This is a genomic window from Amycolatopsis sp. NPDC024027 (assembly GCF_040638975.1).
Classification (GTDB): domain Bacteria; phylum Actinomycetota; class Actinomycetes; order Mycobacteriales; family Pseudonocardiaceae; genus Amycolatopsis.
In genome coordinates this window covers 206,236-232,003 of record NZ_JBEZYY010000011.1, presented here as the reverse complement: position 1 = coordinate 232,003, position 25,768 = coordinate 206,236, and the positions used below count along the sequence as shown (strand labels likewise).

Sequence of the window (25,768 nt, the reverse complement as noted above, 5' to 3'; positions counted from 1 at the left end):
AGGATTCCACCTGGGACGCCTCCGCGCGGAAGGGGGGACGTCCGAGGTGTCGTAGTTGGGGCCGTTCGGCTCAGCCGACCGGGTCCGCCAGGGGGACTTCGCCCTCGCCGAGCCAGGATCCGCGCCACGCCAGATCGCCCCTGGCCAGGGGTTTCCCGCAGGAATCGCACTTCGCGCCCGGCCGGGTGAGCTGCCCGCAGCGGGTGTGGACCAGTGTCATCGGGCCGGGAGCGGCTTCCGACGCCGTGTGGGCGTCACCCCACGCGCCGAGGGCGTGCAGCACCGGGAGCGCGTCCGAGCCGGCCTGGGTGAGGCGGTACTCGTGGCGGGTGCGGCCGCCGTCGCGGTAGGGGAGCTTCGTGAGCAGGCCGCGGTCGACGAGCTTGGCCAGGCGGGTGGTCAGCACGTTGTCGGCGATGCCGAGCTGGGCGCGGAAGTCCTCGAACCGGGTGGTGCCCGCGGTGGCATTGCGCAGGATCAGCAGCGTCCACGGCTCGCCGAGGACGTCGGCGGCGCGGGCGATCGGACAGGCGGCGTCCGCCCAGGTGATGCGACGGCTCATCGTGTGATCCCTTCGACCTGACTTGCTGGGAGCAAGTTTACCCCGTAGGGTCGAGGCCAGCTAGCTTGCAACGAGCAAGTCAGGTGCGAGAGGAGTTCGTCATGGACATCACGGGTGCGGTGGCGCTGGTCACCGGAGCCAACCGGGGCCTGGGCCGGCGGTTCGCCGCGGCGCTGCTGGAGCGGGGCGCGGCCAAGGTCTACGCCGCGGCGCGGAATCCCGAGTCGATCGACCTGCCGGGGGTGGTCCCGCTGCGTCTCGACGTGACCGATCCGGAGTCCATCCGGGAAGCCGCGGCCGTTGCGGGCGACGTCACGCTGCTGGTGAACAACGCCGGTTCGTCGACCGGGTCGTCCCTGCTGGGCGGGTCCATCGAGGACATCCGGCTGGAGATGGACACGCACTACTTCGGCACGCTGGCCGTGACGCGCGAGTTCGCGCCGGTCCTCGAGCGCAACGGCGGCGGCGCGGTGCTCAACGTGCTGTCGGTGCTTTCCTGGTTCACCGCACCGCAGGTGGCGGCGTACTCCGCGGCGAAGTCCGCGGCCTGGTCGCTGACCAACGCGCTGCGCCTGGAGCTGGCGGCCCAGAAGACGCAGGTGACGGCGCTGCACGTCGGGTACATGGACACCGACATGGCCAAGAACGTCGACGGCCCGAAGATCGACCCGGCGGTCGTGGCGGGACTCGCCTTGGACGGCGTCGAGGAAGGCCGCTTCGAGGTGCTCGCCGACGACGTCAGCCGGAACGTGCGGGCCGGGCTCTCCGGCGATCTCGCCGGGCTGTACCCCGCACTGGTTTCCTGAAGGCGTTTTTCCGACCCCGGAATACGGTGGTCCCCGCCGCGGGCGTATGAATAGGCGGGTGCCGGAACACGTCGAAGCCGGAATAGGCCGAACGAGAAACCGCTGGGGCGAAGGCGAACGGTTGCGCGGCGAGATCCTGGCCGCGGCCGGCCGGTTGCTCGCCGAGCTCGGCGGCGAGGACGGGCTGACGATCCGCGGCGTCGCCCGCGCCGTCGGCATCGCCCCGGCGAGCATCTACCAGCATTTCTCCGACCGGGCGGAATTGGTCCGCGGATTGCTCGACCACGAATACGCCCGGCTGCGGGATTCGATGCGCGCGGCGGAGGAGTCAATCGGCGAAACCGACGTCGTCGGCCGGGTGCGGGCCCAGATTCACGCCTACTGCGCGTTCGCCATGGAGAATCCGGGCCATTACCGCCTGATGCTGGCCAACGGAGCTTCGCGGCCGGACCCCGACGCCCGCGCGGAAGGCCCGTTGCTGGACGTGATCGACCGGCTGGCCGCGGGCTTCGAGCGCTGCGTCGAGGCAGGTCACCCGCTGCGGGTGACCCCGGGCCGCGCGGCGGCGGTGGTGTTCGTGGGCGCGCACGGGCGGGTGGCGTTGTTCCACAGCGTGCTCAACCGGACGGGGGCCGAGCTGGTGGAGCCGTTCGTGGACGAGCTGGTGTCGCTGGTCTTCGCGTGATCGCCTTTCGCATGAGGACGCAGGTGGTCTCGTAGCGGCGGATCGAGCCGTCGGGAGCTTCTTCGTCCCAGAGCGGTGCCGATCCCGCACGACTGCAGCGCCGGGTGCACGGCCAGCTGCCCGATGGTGCCCGCCCCGGCTGCTTTCCGGTAGTCGATCAGTCCTTTGCCGACGGGCAGCCCGGACCGCGCCGCGCACGCGACGAGGTAGTCGGCGTCGTCCCGGCGGAGCTCCCGGGCCACGTGTTCGAGGTGCAGCCGGGAGCCCGACCACCCGCATTCGGGCAGGTCGGCTTCGGTGAGGTCGCGGATGACCAGCGGGACCACGATTTCGGAGCGCACGGAGGCCACCGTATCGAGTTCACCCGGGCTGCGGCTGCTCGACAAAAGCGCGTGCTCAGGCCGTCCCGCCGAAGACCATGCGGTGGCCGCGGGCGGTGTCCATGTACTCGCGGACCCGGTGGATGAGGCCGTCGCGGAGTTCGAAGACGAAGCAGTAGTCGTTGGCGTAGTGGTTGCCGTTGGCCAGGGTGGCCGTCATCGTCTCTTCCACGATGACGCGCTCGCCGTCCGCGTGGAACCCGTGGAACGTCACCGAGACGTCGCTGACGAAGAAGCGCGGGAAGTCCTCGGCGAGGAACTGCACGATCGCCGGCCGGCCGACGAGGTGCGAGGAGCCGCCCAGGGCGACCGCGGTGGCGTTGCCCGGCGGCGCCAGCCATTCGGCGTCCTCGGTGAAGACCGCGGAGATCCGGTCCGCGTCGTGAGTGGCGAAGGCTTTCCAGGCGTTCTCGACGATGTCGCGGCTCGGCATGCCCGCGACCTTAACCACGCGCGGGTGGCGCAGGCTGGCGGATTCGCGACGTCATCACAGCGCCCGCTGGGCCGCGTCCAGGTTCTCGGTCAGCCAGGCCGAGACGAGCCGTTCCCGGTCCGCGTTCGTGTCCTTCCGCGGCACCATCTCCACCAGCATGATCAAGCCCAGGTAGACGCGGTACACCGTCAGCCGACGGCGGGCCGGGGCGTCGAAACGGGCCGCGCCGTACCCCGCCAGCAGAGGTGCGTCCAGGTCGTGCAGCAGCGTCAGCGACACGAATTCCGCCACCGGGTCGCCCCAGAACGCGCGCTCGGCGTCGATGATGCCCGACACCCGGTCGCCGTCGAGCAGGATGTTGCCCTTCCACAGGTCGAAGTGGACCAGCACCGGCGTCGTGACCAGCTCCAGCAGCGGCTCGTGGCGGCGGACGAGGTGGGCGATCTCCGCCGCCGGGCGGGGGAGGTGCACGCCGTACCGGACGGCGTCCGCGAGCACCGCGTCCACCATCGCCGCGAACGCCGCCGGCCACGTCGGGTGCAGCGGGTCCTGGGGGTAGCCGAACCCGTCGCCGGTCACTTCGTGCAGGCCGGCCACGATCGCGCCCAGTTCGGTGCGCAGGTGCGGGCCGGCGCCGGGCACCTGCGACCACGGGACGCCCGGCACCTCCGTCATCAGCAGGAACCCCGGCCCGGCGCCCACCACCGACGGCACCGGGCCCGGAACCCGGCGGTAGTACTCCGCTTCCGTCGCGAGCAGGTCATGTTCGTAGGTCAGGCCGGGGTCCGTCGGCGCGATCTTGAGGACCAGCCGCCGTCCGTCCGCGAGCCGCACCCGGATCGCCCGGTTGTACGTTCCGCCGCCGATCTCCTCGGCTGCCACCACCGAAGCCGGGTCGATGCCCGATGCCGTCAGTTCCCCGTCCACCCGGCCGAGTCTTCCAGCTTTTCCGCCGCGTCGGCCAGGTCCTCCGGGGTCGGGGCGTCGTCCTGGGTCAGGCTGCGCCGCCAGTAGCCGGTGAACTCGATGACGCTCTTGGCCCAGCCGCGCTCGCCGACGAGGTGACGGCGCAGCGCGCGGACCGTCGAAGCCTCACCGGCCAGCCACGCCGCCACCGCACCGTCCGGAAACGCCGCCCCGCGAACCGCCTCGACCAGCTTGCGGCCGTGCTCGGCGCCGTCCCGGTGCAGCCAGTGCACCTCGCCGGGCAGCGGCTGCTCCTCGGCCGCGTCCGCGACCTCGACGAACACCACCGCCTTGTCCACTTCGGACAGGATGGTCGCGATGGCGGGGATTGCCGTCTCGTCGCCCGCGCACAGCAGGGTGTCCGCTGTGGACAGTGGACGGCGGTAGGCCGCGTCCGGGCCGTAGCGGCCGAGGACGTCGCCCGGCTCCGCCCGGCGCGCCCACGCCGTGGCCGGTCCCGCCGAGCCGGAGTGCAGCACGAAGTCGACGTCGATCGCCGCCCGGCCAGGGTCGCGCCCGCGCACGGTGTAGCTGCGCATCACCGGGCGCTCGTCCTCGGGGATCGCCAGGTACGCCTGGTACCAGCGCATGACGTCGTCGCCGGCCGATGGCAGCCGCACCGGGCGGCCCGGTGGCGGGAACAGGAGCTTGAGCTGCTGGTCCGGCCACGGCTCGAGCTCGCCGAGGCCGTCGCCGGTGAACGTGACGCGCACGGTGCGCGGGGTCACCGGCCGCACCGCCGTCACTTCGAGCAGACCGGTCGGCTTCACGGCTTCCCCAGGTATTCGCGCAGGTGGCGGGCGGTGAGGGTGGAGGCGTCGGCCACGAGCGAAGCCGGTGTGCCTTCGAAGACGACGCGGCCGCCGTCGTGCCCGGCGCCGGGGCCGAGGTCGATCAGCCAGTCGGCGTGGGCCATCACGGCCTGGTGGTGCTCGATGACGATCACCGTGTTGCCCGCGTCGACGATCCGGTCGAGCAACGCCAGCAGCTGGTCGACGTCGGCGAGGTGCAGCCCGGTCGTCGGCTCGTCGAGGATGTACGTCGAGCCCTTCTCCGCCATCCGGATCGCCAGCTTGAGCCGCTGCCGCTCGCCGCCGGAAAGCGTGGTCAGCGGCTGCCCGAGCGTCAGGTAGCCGAGGCCGACGTCGGCGAGCCGGTCGAGGACCGTCCGCGCGTTGCCCGTGGTGAAGAACTCCCGGGCTTCGGCGACGGACATCGCCAGGACCTCGCTGATGTTCTTGCCGCGCAGTTCGAAGGTGAGCACCTTGGGCGTGAACCGCTTGCCCTCGCACTCTTCGCAGACCGAGGCGACGCCGGCCATCATCGCCAGGTCCGTGTAGATCACGCCGAGGCCCTTGCACTTCGGGCAGGCGCCCTCGGAGTTGGCGCTGAACAGGCTCGCCTTGACGCCGTTGGCCTTGGCGAACGCCGTCCGGATCGGGTCGAGCAGGCCGGTGTAGGTGGCCGGGTTGGAGCGCCGGGACCCGCGGATCGCCGACTGGTCGACCACGACGACGTCCTCGCGCCGGGCCAGGGAGCCGTGGATCAGCGACGACTTCCCGGACCCGGCCACGCCGGTGACCACGGTCAGCACGCCGAGCGGGACGTCGACGCTGACGTCACGCAGGTTGTGCAGGCGAGCGCCGGTGATCGAGACGTGCCCGGCCGGAGTGCGGGGGTGCGCGCGCAGGGTGACGCGGTGGTCGAGGTGCCGGCCGGTGAGCGTGCCGGACGCGCGCAGGCCGTCGACGCTCCCGGTGTAGCAGAGCCGCCCGCCCGCGGTGCCCGCGCCGGGACCGAGGTCGACGACGTGGTCGGCGATCCGGATCGTCTCCGGTTTGTGCTCGACGACCAGGATCGTGTTCCCCTTGTCCCGCAGGCAGAGCAGCAGGTTGTTCATCCGCTCGATGTCGTGCGGGTGCAGCCCGACGGTCGGCTCGTCGAAGACGTAGGTGACGTCGGTGAGGCTGGACCCGAGGTGGCGCACCATCTTCACGCGCTGTGCCTCGCCGCCCGAGAGCGTCGCGGACTCGCGGTCGAGCGAGAGGTAGCCGAGGCCGATCTCGACCAGCGAATCGAGGGTGTCGCGCAGGTTGCCCAGCAGCGGCCGGATCGACGGCGCGTCGAGGCTCCGGACGAACTCGGCGAGGTCGCTGATCTGCATGGCCGCGCAGTCGGCGATGTTCCGGCCGTCGATCTTGGCCGAGAGCGCGGCCTGGTTGAGCCGGGCGCCGCCGCACTCGCCGCAGGTCTTGAAGGTGGCGGCCTTTTCGATGAACCCGCGGACGTACGGCTGCAGCGACTCGGTGTCCTTCTGCAGGTAGAGCCGCTTGACCTTGACCGCGAGGCCTTCGTAGGTGAGGTTGCTGGTGCCGACCTTCACCTTGCACGGCCCCTTGTGCAGCAGGTCGTCCAGCTGCTCGGGCGTGAAGTCGCGGATCTTCGTGTCCGGGTCGAAGAAGCCGGAGGAGACGTAGATCTGGACGTACCAGCTGTCCGGCGCCCAGCCGGGGACGACGACCGCGCCCTCGTTGAGCGAGCGGTCGAAGTCGAGCAGGGCGTGGACGTCGAGGTCCGACACCCGGCCGAGGCCCTCGCAGGCCGGGCACATGCCCTCGGGCAGGTTGAAGCTGAACGCGCCGGACGTGCCGACGTGCGGTTCGCCGAGCCGCGAGAAGGCGATCCGCAGCATCGCGTAGGCGTCGGTCGCGGTGCCGACCGTGGAGCGCGAGTTGGCGCCCATCCGTTCCTGGTCGACGACGATGGCCGCGCTCAGGTTTTCCAGCAGGTCGACGTCCGGGCGGGACAGGCTGGGCATGAAGGACTGGAGGAAGGCGCTGTAGGTCTCGTTGATCAGCCGCTGGGACTCGGCCGCGATGGTGCCGAAGACCAGGGACGACTTGCCGGAGCCGGAGACGCCCGTGAACACCGTGAGCCGGCGCTTCGGGATGTCCAGGTCGACGCCGGTCAGGTTGTTCTCCCGGGCCCCCCGGACCTCGATCACGTCGTGGGTGTCGGCGGCCCGCCTGGGTGAGGTCATACCGTCCTTCTCGATAGTTTAGGCTGTAAAGTGATTATCGATCGTACAATACTTTAGGGTGTAAGGAGTCGGCAAGGTGGTCGTCTTCGCGGGTCAGGGCGACGCCCGCCGGTCCATGGAACTGCTGTGGGGGCCGCGCGTGGTGGCCCCGCGCACGGGCCCGGGGCCCAAGCCGGGCCTGTCGGTCGAGGCGATCGTCGCGGCGGCGATCGACATCGCGGACGCCGAGGGCATGGCGGCGCTGTCGATGCGCGCGGTCGGGGAGCGCCTCGGCCGCACGGCGATGGCGCTGTACACGTACGTGCCGGGCAAGACCGAGCTGGTCGACCTGATGTACGACCGGACCCTGGGCGAGTTGCCTTCGTCGTTCCCGGTGACTTCGGGGTGGCGCGCGGCGGCTTTCTCGCTGGCCGACGCGCTGTGGGACCTGCACCTGCGGCACCCGTGGCTGCTGCAGGTCTCGCCCGCGCGCCCGGTGCTCGGGCCGGGGGAGTTCCACGTGCAGGAGACGCTGCTGTCCGTCTTGGCGTCGACCGGGCTGCCGCTGTCCCGGGTCCGCTGGGTGGTGGCGGCGTTGTTCAACATCGTGCGCGGCTCGGTGCAGGCGGCGGCGGAGTCGCGGCAGGCGGCCCGCGAGACGGGACAGTCCGAAGAGGACTGGTGGTACGCGCGGTCGGCGTTGCTGGGCGAGCTGGCGCCGGACCTCCCGGCCCGGTTCCCGACGGTGGCTCGATTGGGTGAGGAGGGCGAGTACGAGGCTGCGGCGTCGTCGGAGGAGCCTTATCTCGAGCGGGAGGCGCGGCTGTCGTTCGAGGCGGGCCTGGAGCTGCTGCTGGACGGCGTCGAGGCGGCGATCGTGCGGCAGGGCTGACGTGGGGAGGGCGGGATGGGGTTTCTTCGATCAGGTGGTGCCGGAACCCGTGGAGCTGCCGGGCGTCGACGCCCGGACGACCGTCGCCCTGACCGGGGCCCGGGTCTGGAAGGCGAACCTCACGCTGGAACTGGGCTTCTTCTTCACCCCACCGGTGGGCGAGTGCGTCTCCGACCCGATGGGCGCCCAGGAGCGGATGCTCTTCTACCGGGACGAGCCTCGTCCGGGCGCGGGTCCACCGGCGCCGGACGGACCCCGGCTGGCCGTGGTCTTCGCCGACGGCCGGTACGCGACGAACCTGCGTGCGGGGGGCCGCCGGCAGATCCTCGACCTGTTGGCCGCTGCCGCCGGCCGGGCCGCTGACGCTCGTCTTCGCGTGGCCCGCCGAGCGGCTGACCGAGCATTCCGTCACGCTGGACGGGCAGGAGATCGCCACGGCCGCGGCTCACTGCGTCGACGTGTTCGGAGCCCGGTAGTCAGGGCTTCCGGGCCTCGATGAGGAACCGGGCCGTGTGGGCGACGAACGGGCCGTCGCGCTCGATCAGCTCGTGCAGCTCCCGCAGCTTGTCCCGGTGCTGCTCGACCGTGAAACCCGGCACCATCCAGATCACCTTGCGCAGGAAGTACACCACCGCGCCGATGTCGAAGAACTCCGTACGCAGCGACTCCGAGCGCAGATCGACGACCTCCAGCTCCGCGGCGGAAGCGGCCGCGACGGCCCGGTCCGGGTGACGGCTGCTGCGCGCTTCCTCAGGCTGCGGGCCGAGGAAGAACTCGACCAGCTCGAACACGCTCGCCGGGCCGACCTGCTGGGAGAAGTACGCCCCGCCCGGCCGCAGCACGCGGGCGATCTCGGTCCACCGCGTCGTCACGGGGTGGCGGCTGGAGACGAGGTCGAACACGTCGTCCGCGAACGGGATGCCGGCGGTCGCCACCACCAAGACCCCGCGCGGCCGCAGCCGGGCCGACGCCTTCGCGATGTTCGGCGCCCACGACTCGGTGGCGGCCGAAACCGGCGGCAGGGACGGGCAGCCGTCGAGGACTTCGCCGCCGCCGGTTTCCAAGTCGAGCGCGGTGGAAACCTGGGTCAGGCGCTCGCCGAGCAGCCGCTGGTACCCCCACGAAGGCCGCGCTTCGGTGGCGCGGTCGTCCAGCCACGAGAAGTCCCAGCCGTCGACGGACACCGCCGACGCTTCGGCCACCAAGTCCTCGAACACGCCTCCGATGGTCACAAAGCCGGCGGCGGGCCGCCACCCGATTTCCGGACCGGCGGCGGGGGCACCGGCTTGGCGAGCGTGACCGCGGAGAACGCCACCACGACCGGGCCGCGCCGGGTCTCCACCGTGCAGGAGTCCTCGTCGCGGGCCACCAGGTCGCCGAGCGCGTCGGTGAAGCCGCCCTCGATGCGGTAGCGCACCACGACCCGCGTACCCAGCGGCAGTTCTCGCAGCAGTTTCACAGCCGGCCGCTCAGCTCCTCGTCCGACGGCTCGACCAGGAACGAACCGTCCTCCCAGACGATCGTCGGGATGCGGCGGGCGCCGTCCTGCAGCTCGCGGACGCGGCGCTCGGCGTCGGCGTCCGCCTCGACGTCCACATAGGAGTATTCGACGCCTTCGCGGTCGAGCAGCGCGCGGCTGCGCTTCACGTCCGGGCACCAGCTCGCGCCGTAGACCGTCAGCTTCACGAAACTACCTCCCTGACCGGGGTTTCCACCGGGGCGTGCCCCAACTCTGCCAGCCAGCCGCGGAACACCCGGTGCAGGGCTTCCGCCCCGACGACCTCGCCCGGGAACCGCAGCTCACGCGGGTGCACGACGAACCCGCGCTGCTGCGGGCCGCCCAGGCCGCCGTGCGAGCCCACGTGCGTCTCGAACGGGGACGCCTGGTCCGAGTCCGGGTCGTAGCGGCTGTTGATCATCACGTCCGCGCAGTGCGGGAACGTGTCCACCCGGCGGATCAGGTCCGCGGCGTGCGGGCCGTACGGCGGCAGCGGATCCTCGCCGATGACGACCCCCGTCGCCAGCCGGTGCAGGCCGTCGCGGCCCAGGACCACCGGGCCGAACTCGCGGCTGCGCACCAGCAGGAAGCCGACGCCGGGGTGGTCCACCAGGGACGGCAGCAGGTCCGGGAACTCCCGCTCGATCGTCTCCAGCTCGACGCGGCCTTCGTGCCCGGTGAACGACACCATCGCGAGGTGCCCCGACACGACCACCACCACGCCGGGGGCCACGCGGGTGACCGCGCCGGGCGAGCCGGACGTCGTGCGCGGGCGGTCCTCGGCGCACTCCGCGTCCTCCACCCGGGCACGCAGCCGGCGCGCGATCAGGCCGCCGCTCGTCGTCGCCTCGGCCAGGGCCGCGTTGATCTGCCAGCTCTCGGCCTGCCGCCGCTTGCCGGCGGACGCCGGGGGCGAGCCGCCGCACAGCCGGCCGACGTACGCCTCGATCGTCTCGCCGAACCGCTGCGAGAACGCCTGGCCCTGGGTCTGGCCGTGGTCCGACAGCGCCACGACGTGGTAGCGGCGCGGCGCGAGCCGGCTCGCCCGGTGCAGCCGCGCGATCTGCTGGTCGATCGAGCGCAGCACCGACAGCGTGTCGAACCGCTCGATGCCGGAGTGGTGCGCCACCTCGTCGTAGCCGAGGAAGTCCGCGTACACGACCGGCCGCCCGGCGAGCATGTCGCCGAGGATCGCGGAGACGACGACGTCACGCGCGATCACGGTCGTGCCGGGCCGGGCCAGGGGGTACCAGCCGCCGCGCGGGACCCGCGGCACCACGCCGGCGCGGCGCTGGCGCACCGACGCGCTGATCTCGCGGAAGACGTCGACGAGCGCGACGGCGAACGTGCGCAGGGCGTTGATCGGGTTCGCGAAGTAGGCGTAATAGCCCGCGCCGAGCCGATCTCGGTGCCGGCGCAGCAGCTTTTTCGGGACCAGCACCGGGATCGAGCTCATCGTGAGGCTGACGTGGGCGGCGTCGCCGGAGAACAGGTTGCCGCGGCTCGCGCCGTCGCCGGACAGGAGGCCGCGCCCGTCGGAGTGCCGCCGCTCGATCTCGGCCGCGTCGGCCGGGTGCGCGCACGCCATCACGTGGTCGCGGTCCTTTTCGTACCAGCGGAAGCCGAGGATGTCGTGGTTGGAGCCGTGCAGGATGCCGCAGACGCTCGCCCCGGTCTGCGAGCTCCAGTCCGTGTGCCACCGGGTGAACGCGTGGCTGTCCTCGGCGAGCCACGCGGCGAACGTCGGCATGTCGCCGTCGCGGATCGCGCGGCGGACGGTGTCGTACCCGAGGCCGTCGATCTGCAGGAACAGCACCCCGGGCGGCTGGTCCGCGACCCCGGTGGCGGGGGTGTGCCGACGGCGGCGCCGGGCGGCGCGGCGGAAGAAGATCTCGTCCTCGTCCACGGCGAGCGCGCTCGAGATGAGCGCCCCGACGGCGGCCATGCCGAGCGTGACGATCACCGCGGTCCGGAACCCCGCGACCTCGACGCCGGGCACGGTCCGGAACACGGCCAGCGTCCCGGCCCCGAGCAGCAGGAACCCGAAGACGCCGAAGGTGAGGAACGCCAGCGGGTAGGCGATCCGCATGACCAGCGGCCAGACCACGGCGGCGAGCAGGCCGAGCAGCAGCGCGCAGACCGCCGGCTGCCACCAGTGCGTCATCCGGAACCCGGGCAGGAGCACGTCGAGCAGGCGCAGCGCGCCGGTCACCGCGATCCACACGCCCACCGCGCGGGCGACGGCCCGGCCGCCGCGCAGCAGCCGGCCCTTCGGCGCGGTCGACGTCACACCGGCTCCTTGGTCTTGCGCCGCCACCGGGCGATCAGGTTGGCCAGCACGGTGACCAGCAGGACGAGCACCGTCGCCAGCAGCGTCGCGACGACGGGCGAGTCGAAGATGCCCCCGCTCACGATGCCGAGCACCGCGTACGCGCTCGCCCACAGGACGCACGCGCCGAGCGCGGCGGGCAGCAGGCGCCGCCACGGGTAGCCCAGCGCGGCCGCGGCGAGCAGCACCGGGATGCGGCCGGCCGGGACGAGCCGGCCGATCACCACGAGCTGCCAGCCGCGGCGGGCAAACTGCTCGCGGGCCTTCTCGAGCCGTTCGGCGGGCTGGCGGCGGCTGATCCAGCGGAACGCGGCTTCGCTGCCCAGGCGCGGGATCCCGAACGTCACGACGTCGCCGAGGTAGGCGCCGACGGTGGCGAGGACGATCACCAGCGGCAGGGACAGGTGGCCGGTCGTCGTCGCGACGGCGGCCGCGGCGCCGACCACCGCGCCGGTCGGCACGACCGGGACGATCGAGCCGAGCAGCACGCCGCCGAACACCGCGGGGTAGCCGATGGCGGCCGGGTCGGTCCAGTTCACGCGCGGTCCTTCGGCGAGGGCAGGGCGACATCGGCGCCGGGCTCGGTGAACAGGACGTCGGTGGTTCCGCCGGCGGCTTTCACCTCGGCGGCGAACACCCGCGGCGGATCGGCCAGCAGCCGCCGCATCCGGGCGGTGCGCTGCAGGCCGGGGAGGGTGAGCGTGCCCCAGTGCACGGGGACGGCCGCGCGGGCTTGAACCAGCCCGGCGGCCCGCGCGGCGCGGGCGGGATCGAGGTGCCCGGGGCCGAGGTTCGGGCCCCAGCCCCAGACGGGCAGCAGGGCGACGTCGACCGGGCCGAGGCCGCGCATGCCGTCGAAGAGGTCGGTGTCGCCGGCGTGGTAGATCTTCTTGCCGTCGCTCTCCAGGAGGTGCCCGAGCGCGGGACTCTGCGGCCCGTGGGTCAGGCGCGGTCCCCACCGGTGTCCGGAGTGGACGGCTTCGGTGGCGGTGACGGTCAGGCCGCCGTCGGTGAGCGTCTCCCCGGGCGCGATCTCCTCGACGCGCTCGAAGCCCTTCTTGCGCAGCCACGTCCCGGCGCCGCGGGGGACGACGATCCGGGTGTCTTCGCCGAGCAGCCGCAGGGACGGCAGGTGCAGGTGGTCGCCGTGCAGGTGGGAAAGCAGGACGAGGTCGACGCCGGCGTAGCTGTCGGGTGCCGGCACGGGCACGACCCGGACGAGCCCGCCAACGCGCGCGGTGAGCACCGGATCGGTCAGCACGACCCGGCCACCGAGTTCGAGGCGGACGGTCGAATGGCCGAGGAATCGCAGGCTGAAGCCGCTCACGCCCCCGAGTATCACCTTCGCCGCCGCCGGACGCCCGGCGGAGTGGCCAGGGCAACGCTGGCGTGTGATCCGGGAGCCGACACGCGTGATCAGAGAGCCGACACGCGTGGTTGAAGGGTCAGGTTCAGTGACCTGCGGGGAGCAGGGACGAGATGCGCAGCGACGAGGTCCCGATGCCGGTGGGACCGCCGAACGTGGCTGCCGTCGCCGCCGGGTGGTAGCCCAGCTCCGGCTCCGTGTAGCGGCGCACGTTCTCGTGCCAGTTCAGGATCCCGGCGATCCAGTCGCGGAATTCCTCGACGTAGCCGAGCAGCATCTCTTGGACGTCCGGCTCGACGGCGTGGTCGCGGAACAGGGCGGGCAGCTCGATCGCCGACGCGTGCTCGAACTCCGCCAGCCGGGCGTGCGCCAGGTCGGTCACCACCGCGAACGCGCGCTCCTCGGTGCAGTCCAGGAAGTTCCGCACCACCAGCACCGCGTTGTGCAGCTCGCCTTCGTACTGGATCTCCTTGCGGTAGGAGTAGAGGTCGTTGATCAGGCAGGCCACGTCCGTCGCCGAGTGCTCGATCGCCTGCACCGGCCGCGTGCGGTACAGCGCGGGCGGCACCGAACGGCCGTGTGAGAACCGCGAGAGGCTCATCGTGAGGTCCGAACCGAACGTCCGGCGCCGCATCTCGACGTAGTCGATCGGGTCCGGGATGCGGTTCTGCGCCTGGTTCGCCAGCTCCCAGAGCCAGCTCGACGTCATCGATTCGACCGCGCGGCGCACCGCGCGCCGGTTCTCCGGGGGCATGCCGGCCGTGGTCCGCGGCCAGAGGTCGGCCAGGCCCGCTTCCAGCGCGTTCGCCGGTGCCGGCATCGGCGAATCGTGCACCGGCATGAACGCCGACAGGCGCAGATTGGCCGCCTTCGCGCCCGCCAGGTCGCGCGTCGCGCCGAACACCACCGGGTAGTAGTCGTCGGCGTAGGTGCCCCAGGTCAGCCAGTCGCTGGTGACGTCGAGGGCGTCGGCCGTCGCGTCCGGGTGGATGCCCGCCGCGCACAACGGCAGGTCGGCGGCCCGCAGCTTCCGCTCGTCCCACACCACGCCGTCGAGGAAGCCCGTGCGCCGCGCCCAGTCCACGTTGCGGACCCGGCTGGAATCCAGGTGCGGGCTCAGCCGCAGCGGGAACGGCACGGCGACGGACGGCCGCGGCACGTCCACCGCGCGGAACGGCGTCGAACCGTACGCCCGGAGCCGTTGCGGTGCGGTGGCGAGCACCGACGCGAAGATGCGTGCCGCGGAGGTGCCCAGACCGTTCGCGCCGCCCAGATCCGGGCCGCCCCGGTCGGTCAGGGCGCCTTCGTTCATGTACCGGCTGGACCGCAGGTGCCATTCGTGGCCGCCGGACTGCCAGTCCTGCAGGCCCTTGACGTAGGCGAACGTCGCCGCGCGCGCGGCCGGGTCGACGCAGTGGTCGTCGAGCAGCGCGGGCACCTCGGTGAGCGCGGTGTGCTCGAACTGGTGCAGCCGGGAGGTGATCAGGTCGTTGACTGCGTCGGCCGCTTCCTGGGTGCCCAGCCCGAGGAACTTCTCGAACACCAGCACGCCGTTGGACAGCTCGCCCTCGTCCTGCACTTCGCGCTGGTAGGAGAACAGGTCGTTGCGCAGGTGGACGCCGTCGGCGAAGCAGTCGCGCAGGACTTCCATCGGCCGGGACGCGGCGATCGCGGCCGGCACCTCGGCGTGCACCGAGTGCTCGACCAGGTTCGCCGACCACGGCGCGCCGCCGACCTTCCGCCGCATCTCGACGTACTCGATCGGGTTGGCGAGCCGGCCCTCGTTGATGTTGGCCAGTTCCCACAGCGACTCGTCCAGCAGCGCCTTGGTGCTGTCGGCGAACCGGCGCCGCCAGCCGGCCGACCGGTGCGGGACCGTCCGGTTCCACAGGTCGGTGAGGCCGCGCTCGACCGGGTTTTCCGGGGTCGCGGTGATGTCCCCTTCGACCGGCATGAACCGTTCGAGCCGGTCGAGGTAGGCGCGTGCGCTGTCGATGTCGCCGGTGCGCTTGTAGAGCTCCAGGAAGTGGTCGTCGAAGTAGAACACCCAGACGTACCAGTCGGTGATCAGGTCGAGCTCGTCGGCGCCCGCGTCGGGGTGGGTGTACGCGCAGAGCAGCGCGTAGTCGTGGGAGTCGAGGTCGTGCTCGGTCCAGATCACCGTGCCGTGCTGTGGCACGTCGATCATGTCCTGCTCGCGCGCCCACGCCTTGCTGTGCTCGCGTGCGCGATCCAGGTGCGGGTTCAGGCGCGCCGGGTAGGGCATGTAGAACTCGGGGAGGACGAACGGCTGTTCAGGCACACCGCGAGGCAACCAGCCGGTCGTGGTGTCCGCCAAGGGGAACAGCCGGGAAGCACACGAACGGGACGAGCGCTTCCCCCGGCCGGCCCAGCGGCGTTCCGGCCCGATCGGCGCGCGGTGGCGGGCCGTCGCACGATGGTGGAGTTCCCGAGCGAGGAGAGCAGATGACCGACGAAAACCGGGTGGTCGACAACCCGGACGAAGACCGCTACGAGCTGTGGGCGGGCGAGAAGCTGGCGGGGATCGCCCAGTACGACCGCCGCGGCGACCTCACGGTGTTCACCCACACCGAGATCGACGACGCCTTCTCCGGGCAGGGCCTCGGCAAGGTACTGGCGGCGGGCGCGCTCGACGACGTCGTCGCCCACGGCGGGACGATCGTGCCGGTCTGCCCGTTCATCGCCGGCTACCTGAAGAAGAACCCGGGGTACGAAGACCACGTCCGCTGGCGGCGCGAGTAGGCCGGAAGCACTGCGAACGTTGGGCCGTCCGGGTGATCTGAGAGGTATGTCCGAATCCCTTGGTTATTAACCAACCTTCGTCGGTAGTGCGTTGGTTGCCTGGCAACGAAAGTGTCGGCACCGGCTTCGAACGCCCCACCCTGGAGGAAGTTGATGACTCCCCGGAAGACCGCCTTCAAGACCCTCGCCGTCTTGTCGGCCGCCGCGCTGACCAGCGGCGTTTGCGCCTCGGCGGCCACCGCGTCCCCGCTGGCCTTCGCTGAGCTGCAGGCCCGCGCGATCACCGGTGCCACCCAGGTGGCGAACGCACTGGGCGCCGCGTCCGGCGGCGTTTACCTCGAAAACGGCAAGGCCGTCGTGAACGTCGTCGACGATGCCGCGATGCAGCAGGTGCAGGCCGCCGGCTTCACCGCCAAGAAGGTCAAGCACACCTTCGCCGCGCTCACCGGCGTCAAGAACCAGCTGGACGCGGTGAAGAACGTGCCGCAGACCGCGTGGGGCATCGACACGAAGACCAACCAGGTCGTGGTGAAGGTCTACGACGCGGCCAGCAAGGAGACCGCCGGCAAGGTCGCCGCGGCCGCCGCGCGGTACGGCGACAGCGTCCGCGTCGAGCACCGCACCGGCAAGCTGGAGCTGTACATCAAAGACGGCGACGCGATCCAGAACAGCCAGGGCCGCTGCTCGCTCGGCTTCAACGTGACGCGCGGCGGCTCGCCGTTCCTGCTCACCGCGGGCCACTGCACCAACCTCGGCGGCACCTGGGCCGGTGGCGACGTCTCGGGTGCGCAGGTCGTCGAAAGCGACTGCCCCGGCGCCGACTCCGGCCTGCTGACCCGCCCGAACGGCACCGGGCCCGGCCAGATCAACACCGGCCAGCAGATCACCGGCGCCGCGACCCCGACCGTCGGCGAGCAGATGCAGAAGCAGGGCTCGACCACCGGCGGCGGCAGCGGCGAAGTGACCTCGGTCGACGAGTCGGTCAACTTCGACGTCGGCGTGCTCAACCACGAGTTCGGCACCACCGCGCACACCGACCACGGCGACTCCGGCGGGCCGGCCTACGACGGCTCCAAGGGCCTCGGCACGCTGTCCGGCGGCGACACCGTGACCAGCTACTTCTACCCGCTCACCCTCGAGCTGCAGGCCTACGGTCTCGAGCTCGCCTGAGCCAGGGCGAGGGCCCGCTCACTTTCCGTCGGGGGAGGTGAGCGGGCCCTCGTTCCGTCACGCTTCGAGCCGCCGCGCGCGGTAGACGGCGTCGGTGTGGTGGCCCTCGCCGCGCGTCTCGCACGTCTCGACCACCCACTGCCACGGGTCGCCGAGGTAGCCGGTGATCTCCTCCGGCTCGAAGTACAGCTCCTCCGGCGGCTTCTGGCCGTCGAACTCCCGCATGGCCCTCGGCGAGTGGCCGACGACCAGCAGCGAACCGCCGGGCCGGATCGCCGCCGCGGCCGCCGTGAAGACGTCGCGGCGCAGGTCCGGCGGGAGGTGCATGTACTGCGCCGAGACCAGGTCGTACTGCGCTTCCGGCTGCCACTCGAGGATGTTGCGGTGCAGCCAGTTCACCGTCACGCCCGCCTCGGCGCCGGCTTCCGCCGCGCGGGCGAGAGCGGTGGTCGAGATGTCGACGCCGTCGACCGTCCAGCCCTGCTTGGCCAGCCAGATCGCGTCGCCGCCTTCGCCGCTGCCGAGGTCGAGAGCGTGCCCGGGGTTCAGGCCCTCGACCTCGGTGCGCAGGTTGACGTTGGCGTTCCCGCTCCAGATGCGGTGCTCGTCACGCTGGTACATCGCTTCCCAGAAGTCCTGCTTGAGCATCGCGTCGACGGTCATCGGGTGGTCGTGGGGCATGGTTCCTCCTCGGGGACGTCCTCCCAGCATGCGGACGACGTCCCCGAGAAGGCAAACCTCGTTGCCGATCCAGCAACTCAGGCCGTGCCGTACACCTGCATTTCGTACAGCGAGTAGCCGTACGAGGTCCCGCGCGTGACGCCGTTCATCCGCACGTACCGGCCGGTGCCGGTCAGGCCGGTGAGGTCGTCCGTGCCGCCGTTGCCGGTCGTGGTGCTGGAGATCGTCGTCCAGGTGGTGCCGTCGGCCGACGTCTGGATGCTGTACGCCTTCCCGTAGGCGGCTTCCCAGGTCAGCTTGACGTGCGTGACGGACTTCGGCGCGCCGAGGTCGACGCGCAGCCACTCCGCGTTGCTCCCTTCCTCGGACGCCCACCGCGTGCTCGTCAGGTTGCCGTCCACGGCCGCGCCCGCCGGGTACGACGACGATTCGGTGGAGGACGCCGTCGCGGCTTTGCCCTGCGACAGCAGCGTTTCCGGGCCGCCGGTGCCGGTCACCGTGACGCCCAGCGTGGCCGTCTTCGTGCCGCCGGTCAGCGTGATCGCCGCCGAGCCGGGGGACGCGGTGGCCGCGGCGGCGACCGTGACGGCCGAGGTCCCGCCGGCGGGCACCGACTCGGGGGAGAAGGAGACGGTCACGCCCGCGGGAGCGCCGCTCGCGGAGAGCGTCACGGCGTCGGTGGAGGTCACGGTGGCCGTCGCCGAGGTGCCCGGCGCGACCGTCACCGACGACGGCGCCACGCTCAGGCCCGCGGTGCTCGCCGCGGTGAACGTCCAGCGGGCGGCGGTGCCGGAGCAGCTGCCCGCGGTCAGGGTGGTGCCCGAGGCGCGGAAGCACTTCTTGCTCGTCTGGATGTCCGAGATGGTGCCGTCGGGGTTGATCGACCACTGCTGCGCCGGGCCGCCGGTGCAGGTCTGCAGCACGATCGAGCTGCCGGAGATGCCCGCGCACTTGCCGTTGATGACGAGGAAGGCGCCGTGGAAGGTGAACCGCTGTTCGGCGCCGGCGGTGCAGGCGGCCACCTTCAGCGTGGTGCCGCTGCTCGGGGCGGCCAGGCAGGTGCCGGTGGAGGTGTTGCGGTACTGCCCGACCGTGGTGTTCGGCTGCGCACCGCCCCAGCACTCACCGGTGCTGGTGTCGAAGATCGGCGTCGCGTCGTACGGCTCGTTCGAGGGCGGGTCGACGACGACGGGTTCCATGACCGGCGTGTTGTCGGGGTTGTAGTGGGTGAGCGCGTCTTCGCAGTCGATCGCGTCGAAGGCGCTGCCGCCCTTGCCGCCGAGCCAGAGGTCGATGTGGCGCAGGCCGGGGCCGCCGTTCGGGCCCTGGCTGTTCCAGTCGTCGGAACACTCGTCGCAGCCGTCCTCCATGATGAAGTACTTCTTCACCCGCGGCACCCAGACCTTGGTGCCGGGCTTGAGTTCGTCACTGCTGGTGGCGAAGGTGATCGGGTCGGCGTACGTGCCTTTGCCGCCCGCGGTGCCGTGGATCTGGGGGTAGGAGATGTCCCCGCCGGGCGGGGTGTTGTCCCACCAGCCGTAGAAGGTGAGGAACGTCGGCTGGGTCGTGGCCGCGCTCGCCGTGCTCGCGCCGGTCAGCGCGGCGGTCAAGGCGAGGAACAGGGTCACGACGAGCACGAGGGCGCGCCGGGTCATGCTGCCTCCGGGGGACTGGGCGGACGATGACTGCGGCGTGCGTCCAGGTTCGCCGGGCTTCGCGGGTGCGTCAAGACCTATTCGTAAACTTTCCTAACGAACTGGGGTTCGTGTCCCGCTCGCCGGGAAAATCCGGTGGGAAAGGGTTTTCCTCGGCGAAGATGACGCCATGAGTGAACAGCGGGAAATCGTGGTCACCGGCGGCGGCACCGGCATCGGGCTGGCGATCGCCGCGCGGTTCGCGGCGGCGGGCGAACGGGTGACCGTCACCGGGCGGCGCAAGGACGTCCTCGAAGCGGCGGCGGAGAAGATCGGCGCGCGGGCGGTGGCCTTCGACGCGAGCGACCCGGCGGCCGTGCAGGCCGCGCTGGCGGAACTGCCTTCGCGGGTGGACGTCCTGGTCAACAACGCCGGCGGCAACACCGACCGGGTCCGGGAGGCGCCCGCACCGGGCGATCTGAAGGGCCTCGCCGACGCGTGGCAGGCGAACTTCGAGGCCAACGTGCTCTCCGCCGTGCTCGTCACCGCGGCGCTGAAGCCGCGCTTCGCGGACAACGTGCGCGTGGTGACTCTCGGCTCGATCGCGGCGAAGCAGGGCTCGGGTTCGTACGGCGCGGCGAAGGCGGCGATCGAGGCGTGGAACACCGACCTGGCACGGCAGCTGGGCGCCGGGGGAACGGCCAACGTCGTCGCGCCGGGTGTCGTCCTCGACACGGAGTTCTTCCACGGCACGATGACCGAAGAGTGGCTGAGCTCGCGGATCTCCGTCGCCTTCAACCAGCGCGCCGGCCGTCCGGAGGAAATCGCGGACACCGTGCGGTTCCTGGCGGCTCCGGAAGCCGCCCACCTCACCGGCCAGGTCGTGCACGTGAACGGCGGCGCGTACGGCGCTCGCTAGGCCATCCGGGTCGCAAGTGGGGCGCCCGCCCCACGGCGGCCGCGGTCCTCTCCATGGTGGAAGGGAAAGACCACCGGAAGAGAGAGGTGATCCGCCGTGACGGCCGCACCCGCAACCCCGGCCCTCCCGACGACCCGGCCGGCCGGCTGCCCGTTCGACCCACCCGGCAGCTACGCCACCCGCCGGGAAACCGCGCCCACGTCGAAGGTGCGGTGCCCGGCGGGCATGGACGCCTGGCTGGTGACGCGCTACGCCGACGTCCGCGCGGTGCTCGCCGACCGCACGATGAGCTCGCGCGGCGCGTCATCGGTGCACGTGAACCCGAACGCCGACCTCGACGAAGAGGTCCACCCGGGCTCGATCATCCAGCTCGACGGCGCCGCGCATTCGCGGCTGCGGAAGAAAGTGATCGCGGAGTTCACCGTGCGGCGCGTGGAGGCGTTGCGCGGCTACGTCCGGCAGCTGGTGGAGAGCCACCTCGACGCGATGCTCGCGCAGGGCCCGCCGGCCGATCTGGTGCGGGACTTCGCGTTGCCGATCCCGTCGCTGGTGATCTGCGAGCTGCTCGGCGTCCCGTACGCCGAGCGGTCGCACTTCCAGCGGCAGAGCACGACGCTGGTCAGCACGGACGCGACGCGCGAGGAAGGCGAGCAGGCGTACGACTCACTGTCGGGCTATCTGGGGGAGTTGTTCGCTTCGAAGCAGCGGAATCCGCAGGATGATCTGTTCAGCAGGCTGATTTCCGGTGGTGCTTCCGACCCGCTCACGATGGAGGAGCTGGTCGTGCTCGGGTTGAGCCTGCTCGTGGCCGGCCACGAGACGACGGCGAACATGATCGCGCTGAGCACGCTCGTGCTGGTGGAGCACCCGGAGGGGCGCGACGCCGTGCTGTCCGCGCCGGAGCGGGCGGTGGAGGAACTGCTGCGGTACCTGTCGGTGGTGCAGTGGGGTGTGCTGCGGTACGCGACTGCGGACGTTCAGGTCGGCTCGCGTTCGGTGCGCGCGGGAGAGTGGCTCGTGGCGGCGTTGAACTCGGCGAACCGCGACGAGTCGGTGTTCCCGGAAGCGGACGAGCTCGACTTCCACCGCGAGCACCCGCGCACGCACGTGGCGTTCGGCTTCGGGGCGCACCAGTGCATCGGGCAGCAGCTGGCACGCGTGGAGCTGCAGGAGGCGTTGACGCGGCTGTTCCGCCGGGTCCCCGATCTCCGGCTGGCCGTGCCGCGGGAGGAGCTGGGGTACAAGCACAACACGCTGGTGTACGGGGTCCGGGAGCTGCCGGTCGCCTGGGGGTGACTGTGCTGACCCGGGAAAATGGGGAGCGTCTTCCCGGCTCGGCGGTTACCGTGGCCGGCAACGCGCTGATGGAGACGAGTAGTCCCCGGATCGCACGGGTCCAGAGAGCCGCCGGTAGCTGGGAAGGCGGTCCCGTGCCCGGTGGCGAAGACCCTCCGGAGTGCGGGGAGGAACGGCGTCCGCGCCCCATGCCCCGCCGGCCGGCCCCCGTCACCGGGCCGCGAAGAGGCCGCCTCGACGGCGGTGAAAGTGCGGTGGCACCGCGATTCCCCTAGTCGCCCGCACTCCCGAGGGATCTTGTTGGGAGGGTGATGAGTTCTCGTGTTCTGGCCGCCGACCTGCCCCGGTACGTCGGCGCCCGCGTCCGCGTCGCCGGCTGGGTGCACCGCCGGCGACGCCTGAAGTCCGTCACGTTCGTCGTGGTCCGGGACCGCTCCGGGCTCGCGCAAGTCGTGCTGCGCGGTGCCGCGCCGCCGGAGGAAACCGTCGTCGAGGTGCACGCCACCGTGTCGGCCAACCCGCGCGCACCCGGCGGTGTCGAGCTGACCGAGCCGGTCGTGGAAACGCTGGCCGAAGCGGTGCCGCCGCCGTTCGACCTCTACCGGCCCGCCGTCACCGCGTCGCTGCCGGTGATCCTCGACCACGCACCGGTGGCCCTGCGGCACCCCGCGTTGAAGGAACGCTTCGCGGTGGCCGCGGCCGCCGTGCGCGGCTTCCGGTCCACTTTGGACCACCTGGGCTTCACCGAGGTGCACACGCCCAAGATCGTGGCGTCGGCGACCGAGTCCGGCGGATGCGTCTTCGGCATCGACTACTTCGGCCGTCCCGCCTACCTCGCGCAGTCGCCGCAGTTCTTCAAACAGGCACTCGTCGGCGTGTTCGAACGCGTCTACGAGGTCGGCCCGGTCTTCCGCGCCGAGCCGCACGACACCGCCCGGCACCTCGCGCAGTACACCAGCCTCGACGTCGAGCTGGGGTTCATCCGGGACCACCACGACGTCATGGCCGTGCTCCGCGAAGTGCTGGCCGGGATGGCGGACCCGGCGCTGGTCACCGTGCCCGGGGAGATCCCGGAGATCCCCTTCGCCGCGGCGCTGGACCTGCTGGAGGCGGACCCGCGTGAGCCCGACCTCGCCCCGGCCCACGAGCGGGCGCTGTCGGAGTGGGCGCGGCGCGAGCACGGGTCGGACTTCCTCTTCGTGACCGGTTATCCGATGGCGAAACGGCCGTTCTACACGCACCCCGACCCGGCGCGGCCCGGCTACTCGAACAGCTTCGACCTGCTCTTCCGCGGGGTGGAGCTGGTGACCGGCGGCCAGCGCCTGCACCGGCACGCCGACTACCTCGAGGTGCTGGGCGACGCCGCGCCGGAGTACGCCGACTACCTGCAGGCGTTCGCGCACGGCATGCCACCCCACGGCGGCTTCGCGATCGGCCTGGAACGCTGGACGGCGCGGCTGCTCGGCGCCGCGAACGTCCGGGAGGTCACGCTGTTCCCGCGTGACCTGCACCGGCTGACCCCGTGAGGAGGGCCATGACAGCTCGTCGCCTGTGGGCCGCCGTGGAACCGTTGCACGCCGTCGTCTACTTCGCGCCCGAGACGGCCGAAGCGGCGAAGGCGGCCGGCCTGCGCGGCTACTGGATGGGCTATTTCGCGGGACGGCTGGCGCCCCTGGGCCCGATCGGTCCCGAGCCGGCGGCGGCGGTGCTGTTCGGCTTCGCGCCGGAGATGGTCGCCCGGGCGTTGCCCGACGCGTGGTCGTTCGCCTCGCCCGCGGCCGTCCTCGGCTCCCGGCTCGAGGCGGTGGGATCGGCGTTGCGGCCGGTCATGGGCGACGTCTCGGAGCTGAGCGCCCTCCTGTGGCGGGCGGTGGACGCGTGCGAGTTCGGCGGTCGGCCGCTCGCGGCGGCGTGGGCGGCGGTGCCGAAGCCGGCGGACCCGCTGTCGCGCCTGTGGCTGGCGACGACGATCCTGCGCGAGCACCGCGGCGACGGCCACGTCCTGGCGGCGGTCCACACCGGGCTGAGCGGCTTGGAGACGACGCTCACCCACATCGGTGACGGAGTGATCGGCCGCGCGGACGTCCAGCCCCACCGCGGCTGGCCGGACCATCAGTGGGACGCGGCGGTGGACCGGTTGCGCACCCGCGGAATCCTCGACGCGCACGGCCACCTGACCGACGCCGGCCGCGAGCTGCGCCGCGGAATCGAGGAGGACACGGATCGCCTGGCGGCGGCCCCGCTGACGGCCCTGGGCACCGACGTCGAGCGGCTGCTGGAGCTGGCGGTGCCCCTGGCCCGGGCGGTGCTCGACAGCGGCGTCGTCCCGGTGCCGAACCCGATGGGTGTCGCGCGCCCTTGAGCGTCGATTCCGGGCGTGGCCGTTCGACGCACCGGTGAACGCACCCGGACTTCGGAGGACTCCATGACGTTGCTCGCCGGCAAGAACGCGATCATCTACGGCGCCGGGGGGCGGATCGGCACGGCCGTCGCCACCGCGTTCGCCGGGGAAGGCGCGCGGGTGTTCCTCGCCGGCCGGACCCGCGCCCGCCTCGACGAGGTGGCCGGCGCCATCCGCGCGGCCGGCGGCAAGGCCGAGACCGCGGAGGTCGACGCCCTCGACGAGCGAGCGGTGGACGGGCACGCCGCCGCGGTCGCCGCCGAGGGCGGGATCGACGTCTCGGTCAACCTGATCGGCCACGGCGACGTCCAGGGCACGCCGCTGGTGGACATGGCGCTCGCGGACTACGAATGCCCGGTGGTGACGGCCGTGCGCACCCAGTTCCTGACCGCCCGCGCGGCGGCCCGGCACATGATCGCGCGGCGGTCCGGGGTGATCTTGTTCTTCGGGGGAGCGGCCGATCCGGTGCGCGAGTTCGCGGTCGGCGGGCTGCAGGTGGCGTTCCACGCGCTCGAGGCGATGCGCCGCCAGCTCGCGGCCGAGCTGGGCCCGCACGGGATCCGCACGGTGACGCTCCGGACGGGCGGCATCCCGGAGACGCTGCCGGCGGACTTCCCGGGGAGGTCGGAGCTGGCGGAGAACATCGCGGGCAAGACGATGCTCGGCCGCGCGGCGACCTTGGCCGACGTGGGTGCGGTGGCGGCGTTCGTGGCCTCGGACCGGGCGGCCTCGATGACGGCGGCGACGGTGAACGTCAGCTGCGGCGCCTTGGTCGACTAGGTGTTCTGTCCGGTGAGGTCGGGGGACGCGGGTGCCGGGTGATTTCCCGTCGAGCGCGGTGTGGCTGTGGTGAGCACCGTCGCGGCCACGGCAGCGGCTACGCCGCGCTGGCACGCGGGCGCGTCGACATCGATCGGCTACACACCGCACTGAGCGGGGGTACGGTTGGGACCCCTCCCCGGTGTGGCCCTGTTTACTCGCCCCCGTGGATGCGGAGCAGTTCGGCCCGGTGCGCGGCCGGCACGCGGTTTCGGTCAAGTCGATGATCACTTTTGCCGCAGTGATGGCGATGCTGGGTGTCGCCATAGCCACTGTGGAGGTGATCCTGGACTACGCCGATCCAGCAGTTCTGGGAAAGGATCGCCACTGCGCTGCGGGGTACTGCACGGAAATCCGAGGTATGGGTGGCCTCTGGATCGCCATCCCGATCGTCGTCCTGTCGTTTGCCGTCATTTTGCTGGCCAGGGCACTGCGGCTGGGCCCGAAAGCCTATTTCGAAGTTCGCCGGCGCGGCTTGGTGTGGGGGTCGGCGTGGTGGACCCGGGGTCGCCCCTGGGACGAGGTATACGCACTGGACGTACACCGCATGGTCGGCACCCCGAACGGGCTATCGCGACTGTGGGGCCAGGATTTCCGCTGCACCATCGTGTTTACCGACCGTAAACAGCTGACCTTCCGCAGTAACACTGCCGACTGTGCCGTGCTGGAAAGGCGGGTGCGGCAATACTGCCCTACCGTGGTCCGGCTGCCGCCCGAGGAACAGCGGGTGCGGCGATTCCGATTCGTATGGCTGGCCATCGCCCTCGTGCTGCTGGCCGTGTTTGCCGGGGGCATGCTCTACGTGGCCAGCGTTCCGCCTGAGGTGAAAATCGGCAATGCGCTGGTCCCTACCTTCAGTGACGGCCAGATCGTGCTGGGCGCTGTCGTTCTCGGGATCGCGCTCACCGGTAGTACCTTGAGCTTTGCCGTCTACCTGATGGCGGCGCCACTTCGCAGGCGTCGCCGCTGACAAGGGTTCAACCGTGATCACCTGGACCACGGCTTTGTCGGACACGCTAGGGCGAGGCCCGCCGGGAGCACCGGCTCAGCCGGCGGCTGCCCGTTGACCGGGACGCCGGTTGACCACCGGGTCGCCGCGCTCGTAGGGTTTTTCCTGACCTCCGCCGTCGTCATCAGCCATGGAGGACG

26 protein-coding genes are annotated in these 25,768 nt (G+C 71.7%); 12 read left to right on the top strand and 14 right to left on the bottom strand.

The annotated features are described in order from the left end of the window. Window positions 1-70: 70 nt before the first annotated feature. Complete coding sequence (locus AB0F52_RS26745; protein ID WP_360176496.1) at window positions 71-562, bottom strand: helix-turn-helix domain-containing protein; 492 nt, start codon at window positions 560-562, stop codon at window positions 71-73. Between the two features lie 101 nt (window positions 563-663). On the opposite strand from AB0F52_RS26745, the gene AB0F52_RS26740 reads away from it, so the two are divergent. Beyond that, window positions 664-1,368, top strand: a complete 705-nt coding sequence (locus AB0F52_RS26740; protein ID WP_360176493.1) for an SDR family oxidoreductase — start codon at window positions 664-666, stop codon at window positions 1,366-1,368. A 121-nt stretch (window positions 1,369-1,489) separates the two neighbouring features. Beyond that, the gene (locus tag AB0F52_RS26735) at window positions 1,490-2,053 is read left to right on the top strand and encodes a TetR/AcrR family transcriptional regulator (protein ID WP_360176490.1); all 564 of its coding nucleotides are present in this window, start codon (window positions 1,490-1,492) and stop codon (window positions 2,051-2,053) included. A gap of 396 nt (window positions 2,054-2,449) precedes the next feature. On the opposite strand, the gene AB0F52_RS26730 is transcribed toward AB0F52_RS26735, so the two are convergent. Genes AB0F52_RS26730 through AB0F52_RS26715 form a run of 4 tightly spaced genes read right to left on the bottom strand, consistent with a single transcriptional unit; the run spans window position 2,450 to window position 6,872 of the window. Beyond that, window positions 2,450-2,866, bottom strand: a complete 417-nt coding sequence (locus tag AB0F52_RS26730; protein WP_360176487.1) for a nuclear transport factor 2 family protein — start codon at window positions 2,864-2,866, stop codon at window positions 2,450-2,452. A gap of 54 nt (window positions 2,867-2,920) precedes the next feature. Beyond that, on the bottom strand, window positions 2,921-3,793 hold the full coding sequence (locus AB0F52_RS26725) for an aminoglycoside phosphotransferase family protein (protein WP_360176484.1): 873 nt from the start codon (window positions 3,791-3,793) through the stop codon (window positions 2,921-2,923). Further along, window positions 3,778-4,602: a siderophore-interacting protein gene (locus tag AB0F52_RS26720; protein ID WP_360176481.1), complete on the bottom strand. Its 825-nt coding sequence runs from the start codon at window positions 4,600-4,602 to the stop codon at window positions 3,778-3,780. The genes AB0F52_RS26725 and AB0F52_RS26720 overlap by 16 nt, the downstream gene beginning before the upstream one ends. Continuing rightward, complete coding sequence (locus tag AB0F52_RS26715) at window positions 4,599-6,872, bottom strand: excinuclease ABC subunit UvrA (protein ID WP_360176478.1); 2,274 nt, start codon at window positions 6,870-6,872, stop codon at window positions 4,599-4,601. Before AB0F52_RS26715 ends, AB0F52_RS26720 begins: the two co-directional genes overlap by 4 nt. Window positions 6,873-6,948: 76 nt before the next feature. Between AB0F52_RS26715 and AB0F52_RS26710 the strand changes: the two genes are divergently transcribed. Together AB0F52_RS26710 and AB0F52_RS26705 are read left to right on the top strand one after the other, a co-directional pair. Next, window positions 6,949-7,743 carry a TetR/AcrR family transcriptional regulator C-terminal domain-containing protein gene (locus AB0F52_RS26710; protein WP_360176475.1) on the top strand — a complete coding sequence of 265 codons (795 nt, stop codon included), beginning with the start codon at window positions 6,949-6,951 and terminating at the stop codon, window positions 7,741-7,743. Between the two features lie 302 nt (window positions 7,744-8,045). Beyond that, on the top strand, window positions 8,046-8,219 hold the full coding sequence (locus tag AB0F52_RS26705; RefSeq protein WP_360176472.1) for a hypothetical protein: 174 nt from the start codon (window positions 8,046-8,048) through the stop codon (window positions 8,217-8,219). Here the strand turns inward: AB0F52_RS26705 and AB0F52_RS26700 are convergent, their stop codons facing one another. The 7 genes from AB0F52_RS26700 to AB0F52_RS26670 all read right to left on the bottom strand — a co-directional run bounded on the left by AB0F52_RS26700 (window position 8,220) and on the right by AB0F52_RS26670 (window position 15,202). Then, a complete protein-coding gene (locus tag AB0F52_RS26700) occupies window positions 8,220-8,969 on the bottom strand; it encodes a methyltransferase domain-containing protein (RefSeq protein WP_360176736.1) in 750 nt (249 codons plus the stop codon). 2 nt (window positions 8,970-8,971) lie between these two features. Further along, window positions 8,972-9,202: a ferrous iron transport protein A gene (locus tag AB0F52_RS26695; RefSeq protein ID WP_360176469.1), complete on the bottom strand. Its 231-nt coding sequence runs from the start codon at window positions 9,200-9,202 to the stop codon at window positions 8,972-8,974. Further along, window positions 9,199-9,429: a glutaredoxin domain-containing protein gene (locus AB0F52_RS26690; protein ID WP_360176466.1), complete on the bottom strand. Its 231-nt coding sequence runs from the start codon at window positions 9,427-9,429 to the stop codon at window positions 9,199-9,201. Before AB0F52_RS26690 ends, AB0F52_RS26695 begins: the two co-directional genes overlap by 4 nt. Further along, entirely contained in the window at window positions 9,426-11,531 is a 2,106-nt protein-coding gene (locus tag AB0F52_RS26685) for a phage holin family protein (protein ID WP_360176463.1), read from the bottom strand. Before AB0F52_RS26685 ends, AB0F52_RS26690 begins: the two co-directional genes overlap by 4 nt. Continuing rightward, on the bottom strand, window positions 11,528-12,109 hold the full coding sequence (locus AB0F52_RS26680) for a VTT domain-containing protein (RefSeq protein WP_360176460.1): 582 nt from the start codon (window positions 12,107-12,109) through the stop codon (window positions 11,528-11,530). The genes AB0F52_RS26685 and AB0F52_RS26680 overlap by 4 nt, the downstream gene beginning before the upstream one ends. Continuing rightward, window positions 12,106-12,897: an MBL fold metallo-hydrolase gene (locus tag AB0F52_RS26675; protein ID WP_360176457.1), complete on the bottom strand. Its 792-nt coding sequence runs from the start codon at window positions 12,895-12,897 to the stop codon at window positions 12,106-12,108. The genes AB0F52_RS26680 and AB0F52_RS26675 overlap by 4 nt, the downstream gene beginning before the upstream one ends. A gap of 124 nt (window positions 12,898-13,021) precedes the next feature. Then, the gene (locus tag AB0F52_RS26670; protein ID WP_360176733.1) at window positions 13,022-15,202 is read right to left on the bottom strand and encodes a germacradienol/geosmin synthase; all 2,181 of its coding nucleotides are present in this window, start codon (window positions 15,200-15,202) and stop codon (window positions 13,022-13,024) included. Between the two features lie 200 nt (window positions 15,203-15,402). On the opposite strand from AB0F52_RS26670, the gene AB0F52_RS26665 reads away from it, so the two are divergent. Together AB0F52_RS26665 and AB0F52_RS26660 are read left to right on the top strand one after the other, a co-directional pair. Then, window positions 15,403-15,699 (top strand): GNAT family N-acetyltransferase, encoded by a 297-nt coding sequence (locus AB0F52_RS26665; RefSeq protein WP_360176454.1) that lies wholly within the window; start codon window positions 15,403-15,405, stop codon window positions 15,697-15,699. Window positions 15,700-15,852: 153 nt separating this feature from the next. Then, window positions 15,853-16,869 (top strand): S1 family peptidase, encoded by a 1,017-nt coding sequence (locus AB0F52_RS26660; RefSeq protein ID WP_360176451.1) that lies wholly within the window; start codon window positions 15,853-15,855, stop codon window positions 16,867-16,869. A 57-nt stretch (window positions 16,870-16,926) separates the two neighbouring features. On the opposite strand, the gene AB0F52_RS26655 is transcribed toward AB0F52_RS26660, so the two are convergent. Both AB0F52_RS26655 and AB0F52_RS26650 read right to left on the bottom strand, forming a co-directional pair. Then, window positions 16,927-17,550, bottom strand: a complete 624-nt coding sequence (locus AB0F52_RS26655) for a class I SAM-dependent methyltransferase (RefSeq protein ID WP_360176448.1) — start codon at window positions 17,548-17,550, stop codon at window positions 16,927-16,929. A 77-nt stretch (window positions 17,551-17,627) separates the two neighbouring features. Beyond that, window positions 17,628-19,205: a discoidin domain-containing protein gene (locus AB0F52_RS26650; protein ID WP_360176445.1), complete on the bottom strand. Its 1,578-nt coding sequence runs from the start codon at window positions 19,203-19,205 to the stop codon at window positions 17,628-17,630. Between the two features lie 169 nt (window positions 19,206-19,374). On the opposite strand from AB0F52_RS26650, the gene AB0F52_RS26645 reads away from it, so the two are divergent. The 6 genes from AB0F52_RS26645 to AB0F52_RS26620 all read left to right on the top strand — a co-directional run bounded on the left by AB0F52_RS26645 (window position 19,375) and on the right by AB0F52_RS26620 (window position 25,589). Next, window positions 19,375-20,103, top strand: a complete 729-nt coding sequence (locus AB0F52_RS26645) for an SDR family oxidoreductase (RefSeq protein WP_360176442.1) — start codon at window positions 19,375-19,377, stop codon at window positions 20,101-20,103. 96 nt (window positions 20,104-20,199) lie between these two features. Further along, complete coding sequence (locus AB0F52_RS26640; protein ID WP_360176439.1) at window positions 20,200-21,399, top strand: cytochrome P450; 1,200 nt, start codon at window positions 20,200-20,202, stop codon at window positions 21,397-21,399. 311 nt (window positions 21,400-21,710) lie between these two features. Next, a complete protein-coding gene (gene aspS / locus AB0F52_RS26635) occupies window positions 21,711-22,925 on the top strand; it encodes an aspartate--tRNA(Asn) ligase (protein ID WP_360176436.1) in 1,215 nt (404 codons plus the stop codon). Between the two features lie 8 nt (window positions 22,926-22,933). Further along, the gene (locus AB0F52_RS26630; RefSeq protein ID WP_360176433.1) at window positions 22,934-23,761 is read left to right on the top strand and encodes a hypothetical protein; all 828 of its coding nucleotides are present in this window, start codon (window positions 22,934-22,936) and stop codon (window positions 23,759-23,761) included. A 63-nt stretch (window positions 23,762-23,824) separates the two neighbouring features. Continuing rightward, window positions 23,825-24,580 carry an SDR family oxidoreductase gene (locus AB0F52_RS26625; RefSeq protein WP_360176430.1) on the top strand — a complete coding sequence of 252 codons (756 nt, stop codon included), beginning with the start codon at window positions 23,825-23,827 and terminating at the stop codon, window positions 24,578-24,580. 205 nt (window positions 24,581-24,785) lie between these two features. Continuing rightward, window positions 24,786-25,589 (top strand): hypothetical protein, encoded by an 804-nt coding sequence (locus AB0F52_RS26620; RefSeq protein WP_360176427.1) that lies wholly within the window; start codon window positions 24,786-24,788, stop codon window positions 25,587-25,589. Window positions 25,590-25,768 lie beyond the last annotated feature (179 nt).